This is a genomic window from Pseudomonas sp. 05N431, assembly GCF_056397005.1.
In genome coordinates this window covers 105,287-129,976 of the sequence record NZ_JBFTMN010000005.1, presented here as the reverse complement: position 1 = coordinate 129,976, position 24,690 = coordinate 105,287, and the positions used below count along the sequence as shown (strand labels likewise).

Here is a 24,690-nt window from a genome sequence, read left to right as displayed (position 1 = left end):
GAAGGCGTAGTGTCAGTCGACATCAATATTGCCTGACACACCGCTTTCGCGAGCAAGCCCGCTCCCACAGGGTCCGTGTTACCTGAATTTATGAGGAAACAATGGCAGTTGAATTTCGTTCGGCCCTGCGCGCGGATGCGCGGGAGATTGCTCGCCTGTTTCAGATTTCATCAGAAGGTGCCGCAGATTACATCTGGAGCCAGCTGGCGGAGCCCGGTCAGGACCTGCTGGATGTCGGTGCCAGCCGCTATGCCCGCGAAGACGTCGATTTTTCCTATCAAAACTGCCTGATCGCGCAGGCAGAGGGGAAGGTCATTGGCATGCTGCACAGCTACGTGATGCGTCACGATCCGCTGGCCGCTCCTGTCACCGATCCGGTCCTGGCGCCGTATGCCAAGCTGGAAATCCCCGACACCCTCTACATATCGAGCCTGGCGCTGCATGAGGGCTGGCGCAATCAGGGCCTGGGCCAACAATTCCTCGCCTACGCTTACGACCGTGCCAACCAGTTGGGGCTCAACGGCTTGAGCCTGATCGACTATGCGTCGAACACCGGTGCCCGTCGGTTTTACGAGCGACATGGCTTCCGTGTCGTCGATACCTGCCAGATCACACCCCACCCGATGATTCGGGTCACGGGTGAAGCCTATTTGATGTATCGGCCGTAAGGCATCACTCAAATCCCTGTGGAAGCGAGCTTGCTCGCGAAAGCGGTGGGGCAGGCGACATCGATGTTGAATGTCAGTCTGCCTTCGCGAGCAAGCTCGCTCCCACAGTTGTTATGAGCATTTACCCACAATCCCTGTTAACGCTTCTGTGGATAACATGTTCACCCCTCGCTGCACCCCATGCAGATCAAGCCCTGCAAGCCTTTGTACGAAAAACGATCAGCCTAACCCCGCGTTTTTTCGAGCTTTTTTCAGTGGATAAGGGCATCGGTCGTTCACGACTTGCCCCCAATCTCTGTTGGCGCTTCTGTGGATAAGATGTTCGCTGTCCGCTGTAAGCCATACAGATCGTGGCTTTCAAGCTTCTGGTCAATAAATAACCAAATGCCGGTTTTTGTCCTCTACTGACTGCTCAAACCCACGAAATATGCAGCCTGGACATGGTTTTCCACAACACACTGAATAATGTGCACAGTTGCCCCCAAAGTCTGTTGGCGCTTCTGTGGATAAGGTGTTTGCGATCCTCTGTAGGCCTTTAATAACGTGGCTTACAGGGTTTTGATCAAAAAACAGTCAATGGCTGTCGAAAACCGGTCAATTGAATAAGTCACGGATTTTCTTCAGTTTCTGTGAAGAAAACTCCCGGCCTTTCCACAGTTGTCCCCGTTAGCTGTGGGTGGAGGTGTGGATAACTTGTTCGCTGAAGGCTGCAGGCCTTGTTTGGTATGGGGGCGAGGGGGTTAGATCGAAATTTGTACAGCGTGCTTTTTTGATTATTGACCTCGAACTGGTGCGGCGGGCGGAATGGCAGCACAGTAAGGCGTAGCCATTTACATTTTTGCCATATATCCAATTCAAATACGTTAAGGTTCCTATAAATATATGTTTCCGTTTGACAGGGGGTAAACCCAAGACTTTAATTCCAAGCACAAAATGCGATGGATTCGGTTATTCAACGTTTCCCCTGTTTTCAAGGAGCGAAAATGGAGTGTTACAGGAGTTCGGATCGCAATGAAATTCTTTGTGTGTTTCCCCCCTCCTGTTCGTTGTTACGAACTAAGGTATGAGTCCGTAATGTTTACAGGCTCGACCGGATCGCTGTCCAAGTCTCGATTTTTATAGTTGATTAAGTGAGCTTCGGAATAATGATGAGTTGTGCCGATGGAGTTTGTCGGCCCTCTTCCCAATGAGCACAGTCGTGCGTTTAAACTTAAATTACAAGGAGTTATAAAATGTCTGACGCAGCCAAATCAAAAGTCCAACCGGTCGTCGCCGCTGTTCCGAGCAAGGAAGCGTACACCGAGCTTCTGAATGAAATGCGCGCTCATGCCAAAAAGACGGCCAGAGGTGAGGCGAAGGGGGTGTTGATGGCTTCTCCTCACCTGCAACAGATCCACCTGCGCAGCCTCTATGTGAGCAAAGGCTCCAACGACCCCGCCGTGCGTAATCTCGAGCCAATGGCACGAGGAGTTGGGGATGACCAGTCCAATCAGTCCCAATCGGGGCTGACCAAGGCTACGGAGGTTTTTAAAGACTCGGGCTCGACCGACACCAAGTCTTACAAAGACAAACTTGAAGAGCTGCGCAACAGAGACAAGGCCTCCGCTGAGCAACGCATCGATAAAATGTATGACGCAGCGCTCGAGCAAGTTAATAAATTTCCCGGCAGCGGCGATGCCGTCGTGGGTTTCATGGACACGTTCGGTAATTTGTTTAATGCTGTTCTGGACCAGATTACCGGGTTCTTTATTGAGATTGGCAAGCAAATTCTGAACTGGCTTAACAATGTTTGGGAGAAGATATCCAGCACCTTTAATTCGATCGTGAGTTGGATTGGTGGCTGGTTCTCTTGAGTAAAGTATTCGGACCTCTACCCTCTATTGATGGGTATAAGGCTGAATGGGAAAGTGCTATCAAGCTGGAGGAGGCTGAGGCCCTGGATGATAATAAAGTCCGGCTCGATATCCTTCGCCGGCGTGATAAAAATAGAACCCAGGAAAAGATTGATGGCTTATATGATGACTTGCAACGAGTCATCGATCCGAGTTATCAACGAGCGCCAAGTGCAGCGGATATAAGCGCTATCTATGCCGCTGCTGAAAGTCTTATCAATTCTTGGGATTGGTAGGCCTGTAAAAAAACCGCGAGCCTCGTGAACGATGCGCGCGGTTTTTTGTTTGGCCGGTTTATTTAGCCGTGTACCGGCACGCCCTTGAGGTAAGGCGCAGGTTCTGCGCCCAGGTTGTTCAACAGGCGCTCGCTGTACCAATCCACGAAGTTCACCACGCCGAACTCGTAAGTCTTGGAGTACGGGCCTGGCTGGTACGCCGTGGAGTTGATCCCGCGCTGGTTCTCTTCGGCCAGGCGACGGTCTTCGTTGTTGGTCGCATCCCAGACTTCACGCATGCGGTCGACGTCGTAATCCACGCCTTCGACAGCGTCCTTGTGCACCAGCCATTTGGTAGTGACCATGGTTTCCTGCGCGCTGATTGGCCACACGGTGAACACAATGATGTGATCGCCCATGCAGTGGTTCCACGAGTGCGGCAGGTGCAGGATGCGCATCGAGCCCAGATCCGGGTTCTGGATCCGGCCCATGAGTTTCTTGCAGGCTTGCTTGCCGTCCAGAGTCATCGACACGGTGCCCTTGAGCAACGGCATGCGCACGATGCGGTTACGCAGGCCGAAGCTGGCGTGTGCGTAAGGAATCTTCTCGGCTTCCCAGGCAGCGGCAGAAGCGGCTACGTGGTCCTTGAACGCCTGGTCGGCGCGCGGGTCGGTGACGTCGTCCCATTCCAGCAGGGTTTTCAGCAGTGCCGGGTGCGACGCGTTGCAGTGGTAGCACTCGCGGTTGTTTTCCAGCACCAGTTTCCAGTTGGCCTGTTCCACCAGGGTGGTTTGCACCGCCACCTTGGTGTTTTCCATGTCGTACGGTTCCATGTAATGGTTCAGTGTCGACAGGAAGTCATCGATGGCTGGCGGGTTTTCCGCGAGGCTGACGAAGATGTAGCCGCCAGCGGTCTTCACGTTTACCGGTTTCAGGCCGTACTGCTTCATGTCGAAGTCGTCGCCCATCTCGGAGCCGGCGAACAGCAGGCGACCGTCAAGCTCGTAGGTCCATTGGTGGTAGTGGCAGACCAGCTTGGCGACTTTGCCTTTTTCACTGGTGCACAGACGCGAACCGCGGTGGCGGCAGACGTTATGGAACGCGTGGACCACGCCTTCTGCGCCGCGAATCACGATGATCGGGTTCTTGCCGATCTGCAGGGTCAGGTAGTTGCCCTTGGTCGGGATTTCGCAGGTCATGCCGGCGATCAGCCACTCTTTCTGGAAGATCTCCTGCATGTCGATATCAAACAACCGCTCATCAGAGTAGAACGGCTGTGGCAGCGAAAATGTACGCTCGCGCTCTTGCAGCATCTGCGCGGTGGCCTTGCGTGCGGGTTCCAGTGGATCGCCCAAGCTCAAGGTAGTGGTGACGTCCATCGTTTAAGTCCTCATGGCCATCTATGTGGCCGGCGAAATAGTGGCTGATACGGTTACGACGCAAGGCAGAAAACAGCGTTTATCTGTTGAGGCGAGTGTGGGGCCGACGCAGGCCAGAACCTTATCCATGGGCGACATGGCCCAATCTGTTCCCGACGCGCAACCCCCGGTGGTTGTGGGCTGGTCGCGATAAGTACGTGAATGTCGTAGATAGGTAAGTGGCCACTGCACGCCTTGCGCAGAATCGGCAACATGAGGCCGACAGTCGGCCGTGGAGATCAGCATGTCCAATAGTTTCCTGAACCCGGTAACCACCCAGACCTGGGCCAATGGCCGGCACATTGTCCGTTGCGTCAAAGTCATCCAGGAAACCTGGGACGTGCGGACCTTCTGCTTCATGGCCGACCAGCCAATCATGTTCTTCTTCAAACCGGGGCAGTTCGTCACCCTGGAGCTGGAGATCGACGGCGTGCCGATCATGCGCTCGTACACCATTTCCAGTTCGCCGTCGGTGCCTTACAGCTTTTCGGTGACCATCAAGCGTGTACCGGGCGGCAAGGTTTCCAACTGGTTGCACGACACCCTGCACGAAGGCCAGGAGCTGGCGGTGCACGGGCCGGTCGGGCTGTTCAACGCCATCGACTTCCCGAACCCGAAAGTGCTGTACCTCAGCGGTGGTGTGGGAATCACCCCGGTCATGTCCATGGCCCGCTGGTTCTTCGACACTAACGGCAATGTCGATATGGCGTTCATCCACAGCGCCCGCTCGCCAAAAGACATCATCTATCACCGCGAGCTGGAACACATGGCGTCGCGGATCGAAAACTTCAGCCTGCACCTGATCTGCGAAAAACATGGTTTCGGTGAGCCATGGGCCGGGTATCGCGGTTACCTGAACCACAAGATGCTCGAACTGATGGTCCCGGACTTCCTTGAGCGTGAAGTGTTCTGCTGCGGCCCGACGCCGTACATGAATGCGGTCAAGCGCCTGCTGGAGAACGCCGGCTTCGATATGAAGCGCTACCATGAGGAGTCTTTCGGTGCCACGCCGCCGGAGGCTCGCGCCGACGCCATGGAGCACGCCGAACAGGCGGCCGACGCGCCGGCAATCGACGCCGCTGACCTGCATCAGGTTGAATTCACCGCTTCCGGCAAAAGCATCCGCGTGGCGCCGGGTGAAACTGTCCACGCCGCCGCCGCCAAGCTTGGCCTGCTGATTCCGAAAGCCTGCGGGATGGGGATCTGCGGAACGTGCAAGGTGATGAAGCTGGGCGGGGAGGTCGAGATGGAGCACAACGGCGGGATCACCGAAGAAGACGAAGCCGAGGGTTACATCCTGTCGTGCTGCAGCATTCCGAAAGGGGATGTGCGGATCGAGTACTAATGGAGGTTAGGCGGGGGCAACTTCAAGAGCCACCCCTCACCCCAGCCCTCTCCCCAGTGGGGAGAGGGGGGAAAGGGAGCAGATCTTCATGCTTTTCAAACCTGAGTTCGACTCGACATCTCAGGTCGCAGTATCTCGAAAGTACAGACCGGTCAGTCCCCTCTACCCCTTGGGGAGAGGGCTAGGGTGAGGGGTGGATTCAGCTGACACTCCACAACCCTATCAAGCGCCTCAGTCCAGTCAGGCGCTCATCACTTCCCGAATATCCGCCGCCAATTCCCGAACGCGCTCTACCTCGGTATCCCACGAGCACATGAAGCGTGCGCCGCCTTTGCCGATGAAGGTGTAAAAACGCCAGCTCTTGGCGGTCAGTGCCGCGACGGCCGATTCCGAGAGTTGCAGGAACACGCCGTTGGCTTGCACCGGGAACATCAGTTCAACGCCTGGAATGTCGCTCACCAGCTCGGCCAGCAACTGTGCGCAGTAGTTGGCGTGGCGGGCGTGTTTGAGCCAGGCGTCGTTTTCCAGCAGGCCGACCCACGGCGCCGAGAGAAAACGCATTTTCGACGCCAGTTGCCCGGCCTGCTTGCAGCGGTAGTCGAAGTCTTCAGCGAGTTTCTGGTTGAAGAACAGAATCGCCTCACCCACCGCCATGCCGTTTTTCGTCCCGCCGAAGCACAACACGTCAACGCCGGCTTTCCAGGTCAGGTCGGCGGGCGAGCAGTTGAGGAATGCGCAGGCGTTGGAGAAACGCGCACCATCCATGTGCAGGTTCAGGCCCAGTTCCTTGCAGGTGGCGCTGATGGCGCGGATTTCTTCCAGGGTGTAGATGCTGCCGACTTCGGTCGCCTGGGTCAGGGTCACGACGCGCGGTTTCGGGTAGTGAATGTCCTGGCGCTTGAGGGCGATTTCGCGGATCGATTCCGGGGTCAGCTTGCCGTTTTCAGTACGCGCGATCAGCAGCTTGGATCCGTTGGAGAAGAATTCCGGCGCGCCGCATTCGTCGGTTTCGACGTGGGCGGTTTCCGAGCAGATCACGCTGTGGTAGCTCTGGCACAGCGACGACAGCGCCAGGGAGTTGGCGGCGGTGCCGTTGAAGGCGAAGAACACTTCGCAGTCGGTTTCGAACAATTTGCGGAAATCGTCCGAGGCGCGTGCCGTCCACTCATCGTCGCCATAAGCGCGTTGGTGGCCTTGATTGGCCTGTTCCATGGCGGCCCAGGCTTCCGGGCAGATACCGGAATAGTTGTCGCTGGCGAATTGTTGGCTCTTGTCGGTCATGGCCGGCTCCGTGGTCGATGATGGTGCGCACTTTAACCAGAATTGCAGGAAGCGCACATCCGCTGATTCTGTAGGAAAAAGCCCCGATGAGCGAGCGGCCCCTGTAGCAGCTGCCGAAGGCTGCGTTCGGCCGCGAAGCGGTCGTGAAATGCTCAAAACGCGGTCTTTCAGATAAATCGTGGATACCGGGTTTGCGACCGCTTCGCAGCCGAACGCAGCCTTCGGCAGCTGCTACAAAGGGCCTGCGTGCGTAAACGATCAGCCACCAATTATCCCTGCGTGCGAACCCATGTCGTAAACGCACCTTTGCGTGGCGTCCATAGGCATTTGACCTGTCTGCGCCGGTCATACCATCGCTTCCAAAGGGCACTGCCGCAAGGTATGTGCCTCACCGAGACGAAAGGCGCACAAAGCCGCCGCTGGGAGAGACGCGATGTTCAGCAAGCAAGACCAGATCAAGGGTTACGACGATGCACTGCTGGCGGCGATGAATGCCGAAGAGCTGCGCCAGGAAGATCACATCGAGCTGATCGCGTCAGAGAACTACACCAGCAAACGCGTCATGGAAGCGCAAGGCAGTGGCCTGACCAACAAATACGCCGAAGGCTATCCGGGCAAGCGCTACTACGGCGGCTGCGAGCATGTCGACAAGGTCGAAGCGCTGGCCATCGAACGCGCCAAGCTGCTGTTCGGCGCCGATTACGCCAACGTCCAGCCGCACTCCGGCTCGTCGGCCAACAGCGCCGTTTACCTGGCCCTGCTGCAAGCCGGCGACACCATTCTCGGCATGAGCCTGGCCCATGGCGGTCACCTGACCCACGGCGCCAAGGTGTCGTCCTCGGGCAAGCTGTACAACGCCGTGCAGTACGGCATCGACACCAAAACCGGCCTGATCGACTACGACGAAGTCGAGCGTCTGGCCGTTGAATGCAAGCCGAAGATGATCGTCGCCGGCTTCTCGGCTTACTCCAAGACTCTGGACTTCCCACGTTTCCGTCAGATCGCCGACAAGGTGGGTGCACTGCTGTTCGTCGACATGGCGCACGTTGCCGGTCTGGTCGCTGCCGGCCTGTACCCGAACCCGCTGCCGTATGCCGACGTGGTAACCACCACCACCCACAAGACCCTGCGTGGTCCGCGTGGCGGCCTGATCCTGGCCAAGGCTAACGAAGAAATCGAGAAAAAGCTCAACGCGGCAGTCTTCCCCGGTGCCCAGGGCGGCCCGCTGATGCACGTGATCGCCGGTAAGGCGGTGTGCTTCAAGGAAGCGTTGGAGCCTGGTTTCAAGGCTTACCAGCAACAAGTGATCGATAACGCTCAGGCAATGGCCGGCGTTTTCATCAAACGTGGCTACGATGTAGTGTCCGGCGGTACTGATAACCACCTGTTCCTGGTGAGCCTGATCCGTCAGGGCCTGACCGGTAAGGAAGCCGACGCCGCTTTGGGTCGTGCCCACATCACCGTGAACAAGAACGCCGTACCGAACGATCCACAATCGCCGTTCGTCACCTCGGGCCTGCGTATCGGCACCCCGGCGGTCACCACGCGCGGCTTTAAAGTTACCCAGTGCGTTGAACTGGCCGGCTGGATCTGCGACATCCTCGACAACCTCGGCGACGCCGATGTCGAGGCCAATGTTGCCAAGCATGTGGCAGCTGTGTGCGCGGACTTCCCGGTTTATCGCTGAGCGCGGTTTTGGAGTAAATGACTATGCAACGCTACTCAGGCTTCGGCCTCTTCAAACACTCCCTCAGCCACCACGAAAACTGGCAGCGGATGTGGCGCACGCCGACTCCTAAAAAAGTCTACGACGTCGTCATCGTCGGCGGCGGCGGGCATGGTCTGGCGACCGCCTATTACCTGGCCAAGGAACACGGCATCACTAACGTGGCCGTCGTCGAAAAAGGCTGGCTGGGCGGCGGTAACACCGCGCGCAACACCACCATCGTGCGTTCCAACTACCTGTGGGACGAGTCGGCCCACCTGTACGAACACGCGATGAAACTCTGGGAAGGTCTGTCCCAGGACTTGAACTACAACGTGATGTTCTCGCAGCGTGGCGTCTACAACCTGTGCCACACACTGCAGGACATTCGTGATTCCGAGCGTCGGGTCAGCGCCAACCGCCTCAACGGCGTCGATGGCGAACTGCTCACCGCTCAGCAAGTGGCTGACGAGATTCCGTACCTCGACTGCTCGAAAAACACTCGCTACCCGGTGATGGGCGCTACCGTCCAGCGTCGCGGCGGCGTGGCCCGTCACGATGCCGTGGCCTGGGGCTTTGCCCGTGCGGCCGATGCCTTGGGCGTGGACCTGATCCAGCAGACCGAAGTGATCGGTTTCCGCAAGGAAAACGGCGTGTGCATCGGCGTTGAAACCAACAAGGGCTTCATCGGCGCCAAGCGCGTCGGTGTGGTCACGGCGGGTAACTCCGGGCACATGGCCAAACTGGCCGGCTTCCGTCTGCCGATCGAATCCCACCCGCTGCAAGCGCTGGTGTCCGAGCCGATCAAGCCGATTATCGACAGCGTGATCATGTCCAACGCCGTACACGGTTACATCAGCCAGTCCGACAAGGGCGACCTGGTAATCGGTGCCGGTATCGACGGTTACAACGGCTACGGCCAGCGCGGTTCGTACCCGGTGATCGAGCACACCATCCAGGCCATCGTCGAGATGTTCCCGGTCTTGTCCCGCGTACGCATGAACCGCCAGTGGGGCGGCATCGTCGACACCACGCCGGACGCCTGCCCGATCATCTCGAAAACGCCGGTACCGAACATGTTCTTCAACTGCGGTTGGGGCACCGGTGGTTTTAAAGCGACTCCAGGCTCGGGCAACGTGTTTGCCGCCAGCCTTGCCAAAGGTGAAATGCACCCATTGGCTGCACCTTTCTCCATCGACCGCTTCCACAGCGGTGCGTTGATCGATGAACACGGCGCTGCTGCGGTCGCCCACTAACAAAGGCCCCATGAAAACTACTGCGCTCGGCAATACGGCGTTAAAAGCAGGCTCGAAATGCTCACTTAGTAAACTAAGCTCCGCTTTCTCTCCTGTTTTTGCCTTGTCTTGCCTTCGCTCGCTACGTTTTCACGGCGCTTGATAGGAGAAATCCCTATGTTGCACATCTTCTGTCCTCACTGCGGCGAACTGCGCTCCGAAGAGGAATTCCATGCATCCGGCCAGGCGCACATCCCGCGTCCACTGGACCCGAGCGCCTGCACCGACGAGCAGTGGGGCGACTACATGTTCTTCCGTGATAACCCTCGCGGGTTGCACCACGAGCTGTGGGATCACGTTGCCGGTTGCCGTCAGTATTTCAACGTCACCCGTGACACCGTGACCTACGAGATTCTCGAAACCTACAAGATCGGCACCAAGCCGCAGTTCACCGACAAGACTGAAAGTCCGAAAGCGGCCGCGCAGGCTCTGGGAGCGAAGGTATGAGCCAGATCAATCGCCTGTCCAACGGTGGACGGATCGACCGCAACAAAGTCCTGAGCTTCACTTTCAACGGCCAGGTCTACAAAGGCTTTGAAGGCGACTCGCTGGCCGCTGCATTGCTGGCCAACGGCGTCGACATCATCGGTCGCAGCTTCAAGTATTCGCGTCCTCGCGGGATCTTCGCCGCAGGCGCTGAAGAGCCGAACGCGGTGCTGCAGATCGGTGCCACCGAAGCTACGCAAATTCCTAACGTACGCGCCACTCAACAGGCGCTGTACCAGGGTCTCGTCGCCACCAGCACCAACGGCTGGCCGAGCGTGAACAACGACATGATGGGGATTCTCGGCAAGGTCGGCGGCAAGCTGATGCCACCGGGTTTCTACTACAAAACCTTCATGTACCCGCAATCGTTCTGGATGACCTACGAGAAGTACATTCGTAAGGCCGCAGGTTTGGGTCGTTCGCCGACCGAAAACGATCCGGACACCTACGACTACATGAACCAGCATTGCGACGTGCTGATCGTCGGCGGTGGCCCGGCCGGTCTGGCGGCTGCCCTGGCGGCTGCGCGCAGCGGCGCCCGAGTGATTCTGGCCGATGAGCAGGAAGAGTTTGGCGGCAGCCTGCTCGATTCCCGTGAAAGCCTCGACGGCAAACCGGCGACTGAATGGGTGGCCAGCGTTATCGCTGAACTCAAAGGCTTGCCAGACGTGCTGCTGTTGCCTCGTGCAACCGTCAACGGTTACCACGACCACAACTTCCTGACCATTCACGAGCGCCTCACCGATCACCTCGGCGACCGCGCACCGATCGGCCAGGTTCGTCAGCGTATCCACCGGGTTCGCGCCAAGCGCGTAGTGCTGGCGACCGGCGCTCACGAGCGTCCGCTGGTCTACGGCAACAACGACGTGCCGGGCAACATGCTGGCCGGTGCCGTCTCGACTTACGTGCGCCGTTACGGCGTTGCACCGGGCAAGAAACTGGTGCTGTCGACCAACAACGATCACGCCTACCGCGTGGCGCTGGACTGGCTCGACGCCAGCCTGCAAGTGGTGGCCATCGCCGATGCGCGGAGCAATCCTCGCGGTGCGCTGGTAGAAGAAGCACGCGCCAAAGGCATCCGTATCCTGACCGGCAGTGCCGTCATCGAAGCACGCGGCAGCAAGCGCGTCACCGCTGCTCGTGTTGCCGCGATCGACGTCAAGGCGCACACCGTCACCAGCCCTGGCGAATGGCTTGAATGCGATCTGGTTGCCAGTTCCGGCGGCTACAGCCCGGTGGTTCACCTGGCCTCGCACTTGGGCGGCAAACCGATCTGGCGTGAAGACATCCTCGGTTTCATTCCGGGCGAAGCACCACAAAAACGCGTCTGCGTTGGCGGCATCAATGGCGTCTACAGCCTCGGCGATTCCTTGGCCGACGGTTTTGAAGGCGGCGTGCGCGCAGCCAGCGAAGCCGGCTTCAAAGCGGTCGAAGGCGTCCTGCCGAAAGCCCTGAGCCGTGTCGAAGAGCCGACTCTGGCGCTGTTCCAGGTGCCGCACGAAAAGGCTACCGCACGTGCGCCGAAGCAATTCGTCGACCTGCAGAACGACGTCACCGCTGCCGCCATCGAACTGGCGACCCGCGAGGGCTTCGAGTCGGTCGAGCACGTAAAACGTTACACCGCACTGGGCTTCGGTACTGACCAGGGCAAGCTTGGCAACGTCAACGGTCTGGCCATCGCCGCCCGTTCGCTGAACGTGACAATCCCGCAGATGGGCACCACCATGTTCCGCCCGAACTACACACCGGTGACTTTCGGTGCGGTAGCCGGTCGTCACTGTGGGCACATCTTCGAGCCAGTGCGTTACACCGCACTGCACGCCTGGCACGTGAAGAACGGCGCCGAGTTTGAAGACGTCGGTCAGTGGAAACGTCCTTGGTACTTCCCGAAAAACGGTGAAGACCTGCATGCCGCAGTGAAGCGCGAATGCCTGGCCGTGCGTGAAAGCGTTGGCCTGCTGGATGCCTCGACACTCGGCAAGATCGACATTCAAGGCCCGGATGCGCGTGAGTTCCTCAACCGCGTCTACACCAACGCCTGGACCAAGCTCGACGTGGGCAAGGCTCGTTACGGCCTGATGTGTAAAGAAGACGGGATGGTCTTCGACGACGGCGTCACCGCCTGCCTCGCCGACAACCACTTCGTGATGACCACCACCACCGGCGGCGCTGCGCGCGTGCTGCAATGGCTGGAAATCTATCACCAGACCGAATGGCCAGACCTGAAGGTGTACTTCACCTCGGTTACCGACCACTGGGCGACCATGACCCTGTCCGGGCCGAACAGCCGCAAGCTGCTCAGCGAAGTCACCGACATCGATCTGGACAGGGACGGCTTCCCGTTCATGACCTGGAAAGAAGGTTTGGTAGGCGGCGTGCCAGCGCGGGTGTTCCGGATCTCGTTTACCGGTGAGCTGTCGTACGAAGTCAACGTACAGGCCGACTATGCGATGGGCGTCCTGGAGAAAATCGTTGAGGCTGGCAAGAAGTACAACCTGACGCCGTACGGCACTGAAACCATGCACGTCCTGCGGGCCGAGAAGGGTTTCATCATCGTCGGCCAGGACACTGACAGCTCGATGACCCCGGACGACCTGAACATGGGCTGGTGCGTCGGTCGCACCAAACCGTTCTCGTGGATCGGCTGGCGTGGCATGAACCGTGAAGACTGTGTGCGTGATCAACGCAAACAGTTGGTCGGCCTCAAGCCGATCGATCCGACCAAATGGCTGCCGGAAGGTGCGCAACTGGTGTTCAACACCAAGCAAGCGATCCCGATGAGCATGGTCGGTCACGTGACTTCCAGCTACGCCCACAACTCCCTCGGCTATTCGTTTGCCATGGGTGTGGTCAAAGGCGGCTTGAAGCGCCTCGGCGAGCGCGTGTTCGCGCCGTTGGCCGACGGCAGCGTGATCGAAGCGGAAATCGTTTCTTCGGTGTTCTTCGATCCGAAAGGCGATCGCCAGAACATCTAGTGGCCTCGAATCCTGTGGGGTGGCAGCTGCACCGCGTTGACTGCATCGCGAGCAAGCTCGCTCCCACAGGAGATCGCGTAACCCTTGTGGGAGCGAGCTTGCTCGCGATGGCGGCAGAGTTGCCACCGCCAGGGCCGGAACCAACAGAATTCAAGACAGGTGCTTTATGACCACAGCCAACGTTTACCAACAGCGCCCAACCACTGGGGCAAAGGCCGAGTCGTCGCTGCACCACGCGGGCCTGCAAAGCCTGGTGGGCAAGGGCCGTAAAAACGCCGGTGTCACCGTGCGTGAGAAAAAACTCCTGGGTCACCTGACCATTCGTGGCGATGGCCACAATCCGGCATTCGCCGCTGGCGTGCACAAGGCCCTGAGCCTTGAGCTGCCGGTCGCGCTGACCGTGGTCGCCAAAGGCGAAACCAGCCTGCAATGGATGGGCCCGGACGAGTGGCTGCTGATCGTGCCGAGCGGTGAAGAGTTCGCCGCCGAGAAGAAACTGCGTGAAGCGCTGGGCGATCTGCACATCGCCATCGTCAACGTCAGCGGCGGCCAGCAGCTTCTTGAGCTGAGCGGCCCGAAAGTCCGCGAAGTGCTGATGAAGTCCACCAGCTACGACGTGCACCCCAACAACTTCCCGGTGGGCAAAGCCGTGGGCACCGTGTTCGCCAAGTCGCAACTGGTGATCCGCCACACCGCTGAAGACACCTGGGAACTGCTGATTCGCCGCAGCTTCTCGGATTACTGGTGGCTGTGGTTGCAGGATGCAGCGGCGGAATACGGCCTGAGCGTTCAGGCCTGACACTGATGATCGTTCCCACGCTCCGCGTCCAGCTCTACGGCGGTGACGCAGAGCGTCACTGGCGGCATTCCCACGCGGAGCGTGGGAACGATCAGAGGAGATGCACGAAATGAGCCGCGCCCCAGACACATGGATTTTGACCGCCGATTGCCCCAGCGTCCTGGGCACGGTGGATGCGGTGACCCGTTTTCTGTTTGAGCAGGGTTGCTACGTCACCGAGCACCACTCCTTCGATGATCGGCTTTCGGGTCGCTTCTTCATACGTGTGGAATTCCGTCAGCCCGACAATTTCGACGAACAGGCGTTCCGCACCGGTTTAGCCGGACGGACCGACGCGTTCGGCATGGTGTTCGAACTGACCCCGCCGCACCACCGGCCAAAAGTGGTGATCATGGTCTCCAAGGCCGATCACTGCCTCAACGATTTGCTCTATCGCCAGCGCATCGGCCAACTGGCGATGGATGTGGTCGCGGTGGTGTCCAACCACCCGGACCTCAAGCCGTTGGCCGATTGGCATGGAATTCCCTATTACCACTTCCCGCTCGACCCGAACGACAAGCCTGCACAAGAGCGGCAAGTCTGGCAGGTGATCGAAGAGTCCGGTGCAGAGCTGGTGGTGCTTGCGCGCTACATGCAAGTGCTGTCGCCGGAGCTGTGCCGCAAGCTCGACGGTAAGGCGATCAATATCCATCACTCGTTGCTGCCCGGTTTCAAAGGCGCCAAGCCGTATCACCAGGCCTACAACAAGGGTGTGAAACTGGTAGGCGCCACGGCGCACTACATCAACAACGACCTCGACGAGGGCCCGATCATTGCCCAAGGCGTGGAAGCGGTGGATCACAGTCATTATCCCGAAGACCTGATTGCCAAGGGGCGGGATATCGAAGGGCTGACGTTGGCCCGAGCGGTTGGGTATCACATTGAACGGCGGGTGTTTCTCAACGCCAACAGAACAGTAGTTCTTTAGATTTTTGGGGCCGCTTCGCGACCCATTCGCGAGCAAGCCCGCTCCCACATTGGATCTGGGGTGTGACCGGGATCTGTGTACTGACACAAATCCCCTGTGGGAGCGGGCTTGCTCGCGAAGAGGCCCTCCCAAACAACACAAAAGCACACAGGCAATAACCCGAGCAATTAACGCGCCGCCGATTCCTGGCGACGCGACCGCTACATAAAAACAACAGCGAGGTGAAAGCATGTCTGGTAATCGTGGTGTGGTGTATCTCGGCGCTGGCAAGGTCGAAGTACAGAAAATCGACTATCCCAAAATGCAGGACCCGCGCGGCAGGAAGATCGAGCACGGTGTCATCCTGCGTGTGGTATCCACCAATATCTGTGGTTCCGACCAGCACATGGTGCGTGGTCGCACCACGGCCCAAACCGGTCTGGTACTGGGTCACGAGATCACCGGTGAAGTGATCGAGAAGGGCAGCGGTGTCGAGAACCTGCAGATCGGCGACTTGGTGTCGGTACCTTTCAACGTTGCCTGTGGCCGTTGCCGTTCGTGCAAAGAGCAACATACTGGCGTCTGCCTGAGCGTTAACCCGGCGCGTCCGGGCGGTGCCTATGGTTATGTCGACATGGGTGACTGGACCGGTGGCCAAGCCGAATACGCGTTTGTGCCGTATGCCGATTTCAACCTGCTGAAACTGCCGGATCGCGACCGGGCCATGGAAAAAATCCGTGACCTGACCTGTCTCTCCGACATCCTGCCCACCGGTTACCACGGCGCAGTGACTGCCGGCGTTGGCCCTGGCAGCACCGTGTACGTCGCCGGCGCCGGCCCGGTTGGCCTGGCAGCTGCCGCTTCCGCTCGCCTGCTGGGTGCTGCGGTGGTGATCATCGGTGACGTCAACCCGATCCGCCTGGCCCATGCCAAGGCTCAAGGTTTCGAAATCGCCGACCTGTCGACAGACACCCCACTGCACGAACAAATCGCTGCACTGTTGGGCGAACCTGAAGTGGATTGCGCCGTCGATGCCGTGGGCTTCGAAGCCCGTGGTCATGGCCATGCCGGTGTGAAACACGAAGCACCGGCCACCGTGCTCAACTCGCTGATGGGCGTGGTTCGCGTCGCTGGCAAAATCGGTATTCCTGGCCTGTACGTGACAGAAGATCCGGGCGCAGTCGATGCCGCCGCGAAAATGGGCAGCCTGAGCATCCGCTTCGGTCTGGGCTGGGCCAAATCCCACAGCTTCCACACCGGCCAGACCCCGGTGATGAAGTACAACCGCCAGCTGATGCAGGCGATCATGTGGGACCGCATCAAGATTGCCGACATCGTGGGTGTCGAGGTTATCAGCCTCGACGACGCACCACGCGGTTACGGCGAATTCGATGCCGGTGTACCGAAGAAGTTTGTGATCGATCCGCACAAGTTGTTTAGCGCGGCGTGAGAAAAAATGGGCGACCCTGAGGTCGCCCATTTTTTATGTTAATCAATTAATGCTAGCGAAACGCTCTCGGCGTTAGCTTGCCTTGAGCTTCAGGTAAGGAATGGATGTTTCGTTGTTCTCTTTGATCGTTTTGCCACCGTAGCTACAAATATCTCCACTATAGTTTTCAGCTTTCAACTCGTATTTTGGATCTAGAAAGTCATCTCTGGTGGAGAGCGTTTCGCCAGACCATGTTTTACCATTGCTACTCGCAGTGTACTTGAACCCCGTATTGTGAGGCACAGGAACACTGGGATCCGTATAAGGCGTTGATTTGATGTCGCTCACTTTAGGGCAGCTGTTGATATCTGCTGCATAAACGTTACCCATCAGCGCCATCATTGCAAACATACCCACCGCAATTTTGCTTTGCATCATCGTGTACTCCATTACGTAGTTGGAGTGCTAATGCTGGTGGGCTTCCCTGTTTGTGCCTACTGTCAGATATGACAGTTGTTTATACGAATTAGAAATAAGTTATTCAACTAATCGGAAGGAGGGGGAATAAAGTATGAAAAGCGACGGACACAGTGCGTGGGAACGATCAAATGTATAACAGCGCATCCCCTGTGGGAGCGAGCTTGCTCGCGATGGCGGTAGCTCATTCAACATGAGTGTCGACTGACCCACTGCTATCGCGAGCAAGCTCGCTCCCACAGGTTTTGTGCCTTGATTCAGAGTCCCGCTAACGCCCCCTGATACAACACCGGCCCCGTCGGCTGCCCGGTCGGTGAACCGCCTTCAGGTTCAAGGCTGACCGCCAGCGCTATCGGTTTACCCAGCAGCGCATGCTGTTTTTCGCTTAACGCGACCCGACCTTTACCGCCCGCCGGGATTACGCCCAGGGAGATCGGTTTGCCATCGGCGGGAACCGCCCATAACTCGAGACTGTGTCCGGGGGCGACGGCGGCCAAGGCAAGCGGTTCGACTTGCAGATAATCGTCATGAGCCTTGATTCGCAAGGCAGGCTGCGCGCTGGCGCTGAGCAAGGTGGCGCTGTACTGGCTGCTGTCGCGGTTGTAGAGAATGCCCAGCGTCACTGCCACCAGCAGCGAGCAGACGGCCACTGTCACGCGCAACCAGTTCCAGAACGGACGTTTGGCCGGAACGTGCAGTTCTTGCGGTTCGATCCGCGCGTTGATGGCTGTCCATATCCGATCGGGCACCGGTACTTCGACCAAGGGTTCGTTGAGGCTGGCCAGGCTTTCTTGCCACTTGGCCAGTTCAACGCGCAGTTCGGCGTCGTCCAGCAGTAGCTGTTCGAAGCGGCGGCGAGCGGCGGCGGGCATCAGGCCAATCGCGTAGTCGGCGGCGAGGGCGCGGCGCAAGCGCTGGGTTTGATAGTTCATGATTCAAGGCACCTGCGCAGGCGCTCCATTCCACGTCGAATCCAGGACTTGACCGAGCCCAGGGGCGCCGCCAGATGATCGGCCAGTTCAGCGCAGGATAAGCCCTGAAAGTAGGCCACCGTGATCGATTGACGCTGCATGCCTTCAAGGGTCTCCAGGCAGCGCTTCAGCGCGCTGGCTTCACGGTCGCTGCTGAGTAGCTCCTGGGCCGAGGGCGCTTCGTCGACCAGCGCCTGTTCTTCCAGGTCGCTGAGGCGGCGGTCGCGGTGTTTGCGCAACTGGTCGATGGCCTGGTTGCGGGTGATGTTGATCATCCAGGTCATTGGCGCCGACAAATGCGCCTGATAGCGCGAGGCGTTGTTCCAAATGCGCACGAAGCTTTCCTGCAGCACCTCTTCGGCCAGGTCACTGCGCCCCATGAAGCGTAGCGCCACGCCATGCAGGCGCGGCGCAACGCTGCGGTAGAGCGTCTCGAACGCACGGCGGTCACCCAGTGAACATTGGGCGAGTAGCTGTCTGAGCGGTTCGGCGTCGGCGGTGGAAATGACCGTTCTCCAGGCAATCTCGGTGGGTATGCGCTGTCGGTTGCAGGCTGAGGTTAGTTCACGGCGCGTTGTTGTTCCATTCACGGCGACAGCCCTCAAGGCAACGCCGGCCCTGATCTGCAGGGCCGGCGTCAGCGCTTAGCTTTTCGGCATCAGCACTTTGTCGATGACTTGAATTACGCCGTTGGATTGGAACACGTCATAGGTAGTGATGTCGGCGGTGGCGCCTTTTTCGTCCTTGAGGGTGATGTTATGCGGGCCGTTCATCGTCACCCACAGCTTGCCGCCGCTGACGGTGGTGAGTTCGGCTTTACCGCCGCCAGCCTTGATCTGCTGGGCCAGCGTCGCCATGTCGAGTTTGCCGGCGACCACGTGGTAGGTGAGGATGTGGGTCAGCGTGGCTTTGTTGGCGGGTTTGAGCAGGGTGTCGACGGTGCCGGCGGGCAGGGCGGCGAACGCCGCGTTGACCGGTGCGAATACGGTGAACGGACCCTTACCCTTGAGGGTATCGACCAGACCGGCGGCTTTCACGGCGGCGACCAGGGTGGTGTGATCCGCCGAGTTAACGGCGTTATCGATGATGTCCTTGCTCGGCATCATGGCTTGTCCACCGACCATTACAGAGTCGTGGCTCATGTCTGCCGCGTGCACGCTGTTGAGGGTCAAACCACAGGTCACGGCCAGGCTCAGCAGGCTGGCGATCAGTGGGGTTTTAATCGAAGTGCGCTTCATGGTGATTGTCCTAGGTGAGGAATCGGCCAGGAATGTCTGTCCGTGCTTGATATACGCAGTCGGCCGGAGATCGGATGCAACGCAGGAAAATTATTTTTCGGCTAGATTTCACGCAAGCCGGTGCGGCGCACAATGGCCGGGAACAATTAATGTCGCGACCAGTTAAACGGCTGGTTTCCGTCACCTGATTGCAGGTGGCTTTCAGGGTTCAGGAGTTGGTTTCGATGAAGATTTCCCGCAGTTTTGCTTTGGCTTCGCTCATGACGCTGGCGACCAGCCCGGTCTTCGCCGCAGGCTTCAGCCTGAACGATGTGGCCGGTGCCGTGTCCGGTATGCAGGGCAGCGACAAGACGGCTGCCGCTACACCGACCCCGCAGGCAGCAGGTCTGTTGAGCGCGCTGAGTTCGCTGAACGTCACACCGGAGCAGGCGATTGGTGGCACGGGAGCCATGTTGGGGCTGGCGAAGAATCAGTTGGGCGCGGCCGACTATTCCCAGTTGACCAATAAAGTGCCGGGTCTTGATCAGCTATCGGGCAGCAATGCATTGGGCAGCCTGGGTGGCTTGAGCGGTCTGCTCAGTGGTTCGCCTGGTAAGTCGGCAGGCCTGGACAGCGCCTTGGACAACGTCAAGAACACCAATGACCTGAACAACGCCTTCACCGCGTTGGGCATGGACAGCGGCATGATCGGCCAGTTTGCCCCGATCCTGCTGCAATACCTCGGGCAGCAGGGCGTTGGCGGTTCGCTACTCAACAGCCTCGGCGGGATCTGGGGCGCCGGCGGCTGATTCAACCCGCTCGGCACGCAAGGCGTCGAAGCGTGAGCCCTTCTCGGACCAGAGCTGGTTGACCCGGTTCTGGACGTTCTGGCGAAACGCCGGAGCGTTTTCGTAATCACCCTGGCACAACGTCGGATCCAGCTCACAGGTCTTGATATCGATGATCACCTCCTGGAGCTTCGCCTGGCAGTGCTAAAAAGGCTGGCGTGGCCACGGAACAATGCCTGACCCGTTTCGGTCAAACCAGCAGTTTTCCGCCCGCATTCGGGTGGCTTTCAGGGTTCAGGAGTTGGTTTCGATGAAGATTTCACGCGGTTTTGTTTTGGCTTCGCTCATGACCCTGGCGACCAGCCCGGTCTTCGCTGCCGGCTTCAGCCTGAACGATGTGGCGGGTGTTGTGTCCGGCATGCAGGACGGAGACGACGAGACGGCTGACGCTGCATCGACCCCGCAGGCAACAGGCCTGTTGAGCGCGCTGAGTGTGCTGAACGTGACCCCGGAACAGGCCATCGGTGGCACGAGCGCCATGCTGGGTCTGGCGAAGAACCAGTTGAGCTCGACCGACTATTCGCAGTTGACCAAAGACGCGCCGGGGCTGGGCATGCTGTCGGCTGGTGGTGGTCTGGGTATGCTTGGCGGACTGCTCGGTGGCTCGTCCGGCAAGTCGTCGCCTCTGGACAGCGTCCTGGGCAACCTGGATAACGTGAAGAACACCAATGACCTGAGCAGCGCCTTCAGCGCGCTGGGCATGGACGGCGGCATGATCGGCCAGTTTACCCCGATCCTGCTGCAATTCCTCGGTCAGCAGGGTGTCGGCGGTTCGCTACTCAATAGCCTTGGCGGGATCTGGGGCGCCGACGGTTGATTCAACCGGCTCGGCGCGCAACGCGTCGATGCGTGAGTCCTTCTCGGTCCAGAGCTGGTTGACCCAGTTCTGGACGCTCTGGCGAAACGCCGGATCGTTTTCGTAATCACCCTGCCACAACGCCGGATCCAGCTCGCGGGTCTTGATGTCGATGATCACCCTAGGCACCGCACCGCTGATCAGATCCCAGAAACCCGGAATCTTCGCCTGTGGATACACCACGGTCACATCGAGCACCGCATCCAGCTGTTCACCCAGCGCCGCCAGGACAAACGCCACGCCGCCAGCCTTGGGCTTGAGCAAGTGCTTGAACGGCGATTGCTGTTCGGTGCGTTTGGCCGGCGTGAAGCGAGTGCCTTCCAGGTAGTTGACCACACTCACCGGCTGGCGCTTGAACAACTCGCAGGCGGCTTTGGTGATCTCCAGGTCCTTGCCGTGCAGTTCCGGGTGTCGGGCCAGGAAGGCTTTGCTGTAGCGCTTCATGAACGGGTAATCCAATGCCCACCAGGCCAGGCCCAGAAACGGCACCCAGATCAGCTCTTTCTTCAGGAAGAACTTGAAGAACGGCGTGCGCCGGTTGAGCGTCTGGATCAGCGCCGGGATGTCGACCCAGGATAGGTGGTTGCTGATCACCAGATACGAGGTGTCGACCCGCAGGCCTTCGCCGCCGCGAATGTCCCATTGTGTGGGGATGCACAGGGCGAAAATCAGCTTGTCGATTTCGGCCCAGGTCTCGGCGATCCACATCACCGCCGCACTGGCGTAATCACGCAAGCGCCCCGGCAAGAGCAGTTTCAGCAGGGCAAACACCATCAACGGACCGAACAGGACCAGGGTGTTGAGCAACAGCAGCAAGGTGACGAAACAGCCGGTGAGCAGGCGGCGCATAAATAACTCTTGTAAGCGTTTGGGCGCGCAATGATAAGCAGCTTCGGCCCAGAGGCCAAATGCGGGTGGCGACGAATGTTTCACTTTTGTCTGGGTATGCTCCAGCGACTGGCCGTTGATCGTTCCCACGCTCTGCGTGGGAATGCCTCAATGGACGCTCTGCGTCCGCTGTTGGGACGCAGAGCGTCCCGGGCTGCATTCCCACGCAGAGCGTGTGAACGATCGACACAACAAAGGTCTAAAATCCCGTCGTCCTACCCTCAGGGAATCCATTACGTGAAATCTGTCATCGCATTGTTAGCCCTTCTGGCCCTGCCGGTCATGGCGGCCGAGCCGACTCTTTATGGTCGTTACGAATACATCAAGCTGCCGGAAATCGGTGGCCAGGTTCTCAAGGCCAAGATGGATACCGGCGCGCTGACGGCGTCCCTGTCGGCCAAGGACATCGAAACCTTCACCCGCAATGGCGAAGACTGGGTGCGCTTCCGTCTGGGCACCAAGGATGCAAGCAACAAGATTTTCGAACACAAGATATCGAGGATCAGCAAAATCAAAAGCCGCGCCGATGAAGACGACGAGAAGAACGTGTCCGATGTGGCCAAGCGTCCAGTGATTGATCTGGAGCTGTGCCTGGGCAGCATCAAGCGCACGGTCGAGGTCAACCTGACCGACCGCAGCAGTTTCAATTACCCTCTGCTGATCGGTGCCAAGGCATTACGTGAGTTTGGCGCGGCGGTGAACCCGGCCAGACGCTTCGTCGCGGATAAGCCTGACTGCTGATTGACGCCGAATCAGCCTTGGGGCACCGTTCGCCCACTTAATTGCCGGGCTTGGATGCCATGCCTCATATCCTGATTGTCGAAGACGAAGCGGCAATTGCCGACACGCTGATTTTTGCCTTGCAGGGCGAAGGCTTCACCACCACCTGGTTAAGCCTCGGCGCGGCGGCGCTCGAGCATCAGCGCGTGACACCGGCGGACTTGATCATTCTGGATATTGGCCTGCCGGACATCAGCGGCTTTGAGACCTGTAAGCAGTTGCGGCGCTTCAGCGAAGTGCCGGTGATGTTCCTCAGTGCCCGCGACGGCGAGATCGATCGGGTCGTGGGGCTGGAGATCGGCGCCGACGATTATGTAGTCAAGCCATTCAGCCCTCGGGAAGTGGCGGCGCGGGTCCGGGCGATTCTCAAACGCATGGCGCCGCGCGCGGTGAACGAGTTGTCCAGCGCAGTGTTCCAGGTCGACACCGATCGCGTGCTGATCAGCTATCGCGGTCAACCCCTGGGCCTGACCCGCCACGAATTCCGTCTGTTGCAGTGTTTGCTGGAGCAACCCGAGCGGGTTTTCAGCCGCGAGCAATTGCTCGATGCGCTGGGAGTCGCCGCCGATGCGGGTTATGAGCGCAGCATCGACAGCCACATCAAAAGCCTGCGCGCCAAGTTACGTCTGGTGGCTGCCAGTGCGGAGCCGATCCAGACTCACCGTGGCCTGGGTTACAGCTACAGCCCGGGGAATAGCTGATGCCGTTGGGAATCCGGATTTTCCTGGTCTATGTACTGTTCATCGGCCTGACCGGTTACTTCGTGCTCAACACGGTGATGGAAGAAGTCCGCCCCGGCGTACGCCAGTCCACCGAAGAAACCCTGGTGGACACCGCCAACCTGATGGCCGAAATCCTGCGTGACGACTTCAAGGCGGGCACCCTCAACCAGAATCGCTGGCCCGAATTACTCAAGGCTTACGGTGAGCGGCAACCGGCGGCGACGATCTGGGGGTTACCAAAAAATTCGGTCAACCACCGTATTTACGTCACGGATGCCAAGGGCATCGTGGTGCTGGACTCCAGCGGCGTAGCAGTGGGCCAGGACTATTCGCGCTGGAACGATGTGTACCTGACCTTACGCGGCGAATACGGCGCACGTTCGACCCGCAGCATCGCTGACGATGCCACTTCTTCGGTGATGCACGTTGGCGCGCCGATCCGCGATAACGGGCAGATCATCGGCGTGGTCACCGTGGCCAAGCCCAACAGCTCATTGCAGCCTTACGTCGACCGCACCGAACGTCGATTGCTTTGGTACGGCGCCGGGTTGATCGGCCTCGGCTTGTTGTTCGGTGCGGCGTTGTCCTGGTGGCTGAGTGTTGCATTGCGGCGTTTGACCGCCTACGCCCAGGCGGTCAGCGAAGGCCGGAGGGCCGAGCTGCCGCATTATCGCGGGGGTGAGCTGGAGCAACTGGCCACAGCGGTGGAGCACATGCGCACGCAATTGGAGGGCAAGGCTTACGTCGAACGTTATGTGCACACCCTGACCCATGAATTGAAGAGTCCGTTGGCGGCGATTCGCGGTGCCGCCGAGTTGCTGCAAGGCGAGATGCCGGCAACACAACAACAGCGCTTTGTCAGCAATATCGACAGCGAAAGTGCGCGCATGCAGCAGTTGATCGAGCGCTTGCTGAACCTGGCGCAGGTCGAACAGCGTCAAGGGCTGGAAGAGCGTGTACCGGTGCCGGTGGCAGCATTGGTCGATGAGTTGCTCAGCGGTCAGCATGCGCGCATCGAGCGCAAGCAGTTGAAAATCGAGACGCAGATTTCAACGGACCTGGATGTGCTGGGCGAGCCGTTCTTGTTGCGTCAGGCGCTGGGCAATCTGTTGGAGAACGCTCTGGATTTCTCCCCGTCCCACGGCGTCTTGCGCTTCACCGCCGAACGGCATGCCGAGCAGGTCGAATTCAAACTGTTCAATCAGGCCGAACCGATCCCGGATTACGCCCTGGGGCGTTTGAGCGAACGCTTCTATTCACTGCCACGTCCGGACAGTGGACGTAAAAGTACCGGCCTTGGGCTTAACTTCGTTGAAGAAGTAGTCAAGTTGCATGGGGGGGAATTGCACGTCGGCAATGTGCCGAACGGCGTCGAGGTGACGCTGCGTCTGCCCAGATGATCGTTCCCACGCTCTGCGTGGTAACGATCAGTCAGTAGGGCTTTTCTCCACACACTCTCCACATTCCCCCCATAAAA

Annotated in this window: 24 protein-coding genes; 16 read left to right on the top strand and 8 right to left on the bottom strand. The window is 59.0% G+C overall.

Annotation, left to right across the window (positions count from 1 at the left end; all coding sequences use genetic code 11):
• Positions 1-101 precede the first annotated feature (101 nt).
• From AC1DIG_RS11360 to AC1DIG_RS11350, 3 genes are all read left to right on the top strand, one after another.
• Positions 102-668 carry an N-acetyltransferase family protein gene (locus tag AC1DIG_RS11360; protein ID WP_477767388.1) on the top strand — a complete coding sequence of 189 codons (567 nt, stop codon included), beginning with the start codon at positions 102-104 and terminating at the stop codon, positions 666-668.
• A 1,232-nt stretch (positions 669-1,900) separates the two neighbouring features.
• The gene (locus tag AC1DIG_RS11355; protein WP_477767387.1) at positions 1,901-2,521 is read left to right on the top strand and encodes a hypothetical protein; all 621 of its coding nucleotides are present in this window, start codon (positions 1,901-1,903) and stop codon (positions 2,519-2,521) included.
• Positions 2,518-2,796, top strand: a complete 279-nt coding sequence (locus tag AC1DIG_RS11350; RefSeq protein WP_477767386.1) for a hypothetical protein — start codon at positions 2,518-2,520, stop codon at positions 2,794-2,796. Before AC1DIG_RS11355 ends, AC1DIG_RS11350 begins: the two co-directional genes overlap by 4 nt.
• Positions 2,797-2,858: 62 nt before the next feature.
• On the opposite strand, the gene gbcA is transcribed toward AC1DIG_RS11350, so the two are convergent.
• Positions 2,859-4,154 carry a glycine-betaine demethylase subunit GbcA gene (gbcA, locus tag AC1DIG_RS11345; RefSeq protein ID WP_477767385.1) on the bottom strand — a complete coding sequence of 432 codons (1,296 nt, stop codon included), beginning with the start codon at positions 4,152-4,154 and terminating at the stop codon, positions 2,859-2,861.
• Between the two features lie 283 nt (positions 4,155-4,437).
• Between gbcA and gbcB the strand changes: the two genes are divergently transcribed.
• Complete coding sequence (gene gbcB, locus AC1DIG_RS11340) at positions 4,438-5,538, top strand: glycine-betaine demethylase subunit GbcB (RefSeq protein WP_477767384.1); 1,101 nt, start codon at positions 4,438-4,440, stop codon at positions 5,536-5,538.
• A 240-nt stretch (positions 5,539-5,778) separates the two neighbouring features.
• Here gbcB and AC1DIG_RS11335 read toward each other — a convergent pair whose 3' ends face one another.
• Positions 5,779-6,819 carry a threonine aldolase family protein gene (locus AC1DIG_RS11335; protein WP_477767383.1) on the bottom strand — a complete coding sequence of 347 codons (1,041 nt, stop codon included), beginning with the start codon at positions 6,817-6,819 and terminating at the stop codon, positions 5,779-5,781.
• A 433-nt stretch (positions 6,820-7,252) separates the two neighbouring features.
• On the opposite strand from AC1DIG_RS11335, the gene glyA reads away from it, so the two are divergent.
• From glyA to fdhA, 7 genes are all read left to right on the top strand, one after another.
• Positions 7,253-8,506 carry a serine hydroxymethyltransferase gene (gene glyA, locus AC1DIG_RS11330; RefSeq protein WP_123581247.1) on the top strand — a complete coding sequence of 418 codons (1,254 nt, stop codon included), beginning with the start codon at positions 7,253-7,255 and terminating at the stop codon, positions 8,504-8,506.
• Positions 8,507-8,529: 23 nt separating this feature from the next.
• On the top strand, positions 8,530-9,780 hold the full coding sequence (locus AC1DIG_RS11325; protein WP_019693993.1) for a sarcosine oxidase subunit beta: 1,251 nt from the start codon (positions 8,530-8,532) through the stop codon (positions 9,778-9,780).
• Positions 9,781-9,936: 156 nt separating this feature from the next.
• The gene (locus AC1DIG_RS11320) at positions 9,937-10,266 is read left to right on the top strand and encodes a sarcosine oxidase subunit delta (RefSeq protein ID WP_054594370.1); all 330 of its coding nucleotides are present in this window, start codon (positions 9,937-9,939) and stop codon (positions 10,264-10,266) included.
• Positions 10,263-13,280 carry a sarcosine oxidase subunit alpha gene (locus tag AC1DIG_RS11315; protein ID WP_477767382.1) on the top strand — a complete coding sequence of 1,006 codons (3,018 nt, stop codon included), beginning with the start codon at positions 10,263-10,265 and terminating at the stop codon, positions 13,278-13,280. Before AC1DIG_RS11320 ends, AC1DIG_RS11315 begins: the two co-directional genes overlap by 4 nt.
• 166 nt (positions 13,281-13,446) lie before the next feature.
• Positions 13,447-14,079, top strand: a complete 633-nt coding sequence (locus AC1DIG_RS11310) for a sarcosine oxidase subunit gamma (RefSeq protein ID WP_477767381.1) — start codon at positions 13,447-13,449, stop codon at positions 14,077-14,079.
• Between the two features lie 109 nt (positions 14,080-14,188).
• Positions 14,189-15,046, top strand: coding sequence for a formyltetrahydrofolate deformylase (purU, locus tag AC1DIG_RS11305; RefSeq protein ID WP_477767380.1), 858 nt, complete (start codon positions 14,189-14,191; stop codon positions 15,044-15,046).
• A 229-nt stretch (positions 15,047-15,275) separates the two neighbouring features.
• Positions 15,276-16,475 carry a formaldehyde dehydrogenase, glutathione-independent gene (gene fdhA / locus AC1DIG_RS11300; RefSeq protein WP_019580688.1) on the top strand — a complete coding sequence of 400 codons (1,200 nt, stop codon included), beginning with the start codon at positions 15,276-15,278 and terminating at the stop codon, positions 16,473-16,475.
• 72 nt (positions 16,476-16,547) lie between these two features.
• Here the strand turns inward: fdhA and AC1DIG_RS11295 are convergent, their stop codons facing one another.
• The 4 genes from AC1DIG_RS11295 to AC1DIG_RS11280 all read right to left on the bottom strand — a co-directional run bounded on the left by AC1DIG_RS11295 (position 16,548) and on the right by AC1DIG_RS11280 (position 19,140).
• The gene (locus AC1DIG_RS11295; RefSeq protein WP_477767379.1) at positions 16,548-16,892 is read right to left on the bottom strand and encodes a hypothetical protein; all 345 of its coding nucleotides are present in this window, start codon (positions 16,890-16,892) and stop codon (positions 16,548-16,550) included.
• 296 nt (positions 16,893-17,188) lie between these two features.
• The gene (locus AC1DIG_RS11290) at positions 17,189-17,863 is read right to left on the bottom strand and encodes an anti-sigma factor (protein WP_477767378.1); all 675 of its coding nucleotides are present in this window, start codon (positions 17,861-17,863) and stop codon (positions 17,189-17,191) included.
• A complete protein-coding gene (locus tag AC1DIG_RS11285; protein WP_477767377.1) occupies positions 17,860-18,492 on the bottom strand; it encodes a sigma-70 family RNA polymerase sigma factor in 633 nt (210 codons plus the stop codon). Before AC1DIG_RS11285 ends, AC1DIG_RS11290 begins: the two co-directional genes overlap by 4 nt.
• A 54-nt stretch (positions 18,493-18,546) precedes the next feature.
• Complete coding sequence (locus tag AC1DIG_RS11280; protein WP_477767376.1) at positions 18,547-19,140, bottom strand: fasciclin domain-containing protein; 594 nt, start codon at positions 19,138-19,140, stop codon at positions 18,547-18,549.
• A 224-nt stretch (positions 19,141-19,364) separates the two neighbouring features.
• Here AC1DIG_RS11280 and AC1DIG_RS11275 point away from each other — a divergent pair, with 224 nt between their 5' ends.
• Entirely contained in the window at positions 19,365-19,928 is a 564-nt protein-coding gene (locus AC1DIG_RS11275) for a DUF2780 domain-containing protein (RefSeq protein WP_477767375.1), read from the top strand.
• Here AC1DIG_RS11275 and AC1DIG_RS11270 read toward each other — a convergent pair.
• Positions 19,887-20,087 (bottom strand): hypothetical protein, encoded by a 201-nt coding sequence (locus AC1DIG_RS11270; protein ID WP_477767374.1) that lies wholly within the window; start codon positions 20,085-20,087, stop codon positions 19,887-19,889. The genes AC1DIG_RS11275 and AC1DIG_RS11270 overlap by 42 nt on opposite strands.
• A 130-nt stretch (positions 20,088-20,217) precedes the next feature.
• On the opposite strand from AC1DIG_RS11270, the gene AC1DIG_RS11265 reads away from it, so the two are divergent.
• Complete coding sequence (locus AC1DIG_RS11265) at positions 20,218-20,784, top strand: DUF2780 domain-containing protein (RefSeq protein WP_477767373.1); 567 nt, start codon at positions 20,218-20,220, stop codon at positions 20,782-20,784.
• Here AC1DIG_RS11265 and AC1DIG_RS11260 read toward each other — a convergent pair.
• The gene (locus AC1DIG_RS11260) at positions 20,743-21,672 is read right to left on the bottom strand and encodes an acyltransferase (protein WP_477767372.1); all 930 of its coding nucleotides are present in this window, start codon (positions 21,670-21,672) and stop codon (positions 20,743-20,745) included. The two genes, AC1DIG_RS11265 and AC1DIG_RS11260, sit on opposite strands and share 42 nt — an antisense overlap.
• 276 nt (positions 21,673-21,948) lie before the next feature.
• On the opposite strand from AC1DIG_RS11260, the gene rloA2 reads away from it, so the two are divergent.
• The 3 genes from rloA2 to creC are packed head-to-tail and all read left to right on the top strand — an operon-like array spanning position 21,949 to position 24,613.
• Entirely contained in the window at positions 21,949-22,452 is a 504-nt protein-coding gene (gene rloA2 / locus AC1DIG_RS11255) for a retropepsin-like aspartic peptidase RloA2 (RefSeq protein WP_477767371.1), read from the top strand.
• A gap of 59 nt (positions 22,453-22,511) precedes the next feature.
• The gene (gene creB / locus AC1DIG_RS11250) at positions 22,512-23,192 is read left to right on the top strand and encodes a two-component system response regulator CreB (protein WP_477767370.1); all 681 of its coding nucleotides are present in this window, start codon (positions 22,512-22,514) and stop codon (positions 23,190-23,192) included.
• A complete protein-coding gene (gene creC, locus AC1DIG_RS11245; RefSeq protein WP_477767369.1) occupies positions 23,192-24,613 on the top strand; it encodes a two-component system sensor histidine kinase CreC in 1,422 nt (473 codons plus the stop codon). The genes creB and creC overlap by 1 nt, the downstream gene beginning before the upstream one ends.
• The last annotated feature ends 77 nt before the right edge of the window (positions 24,614-24,690 follow it).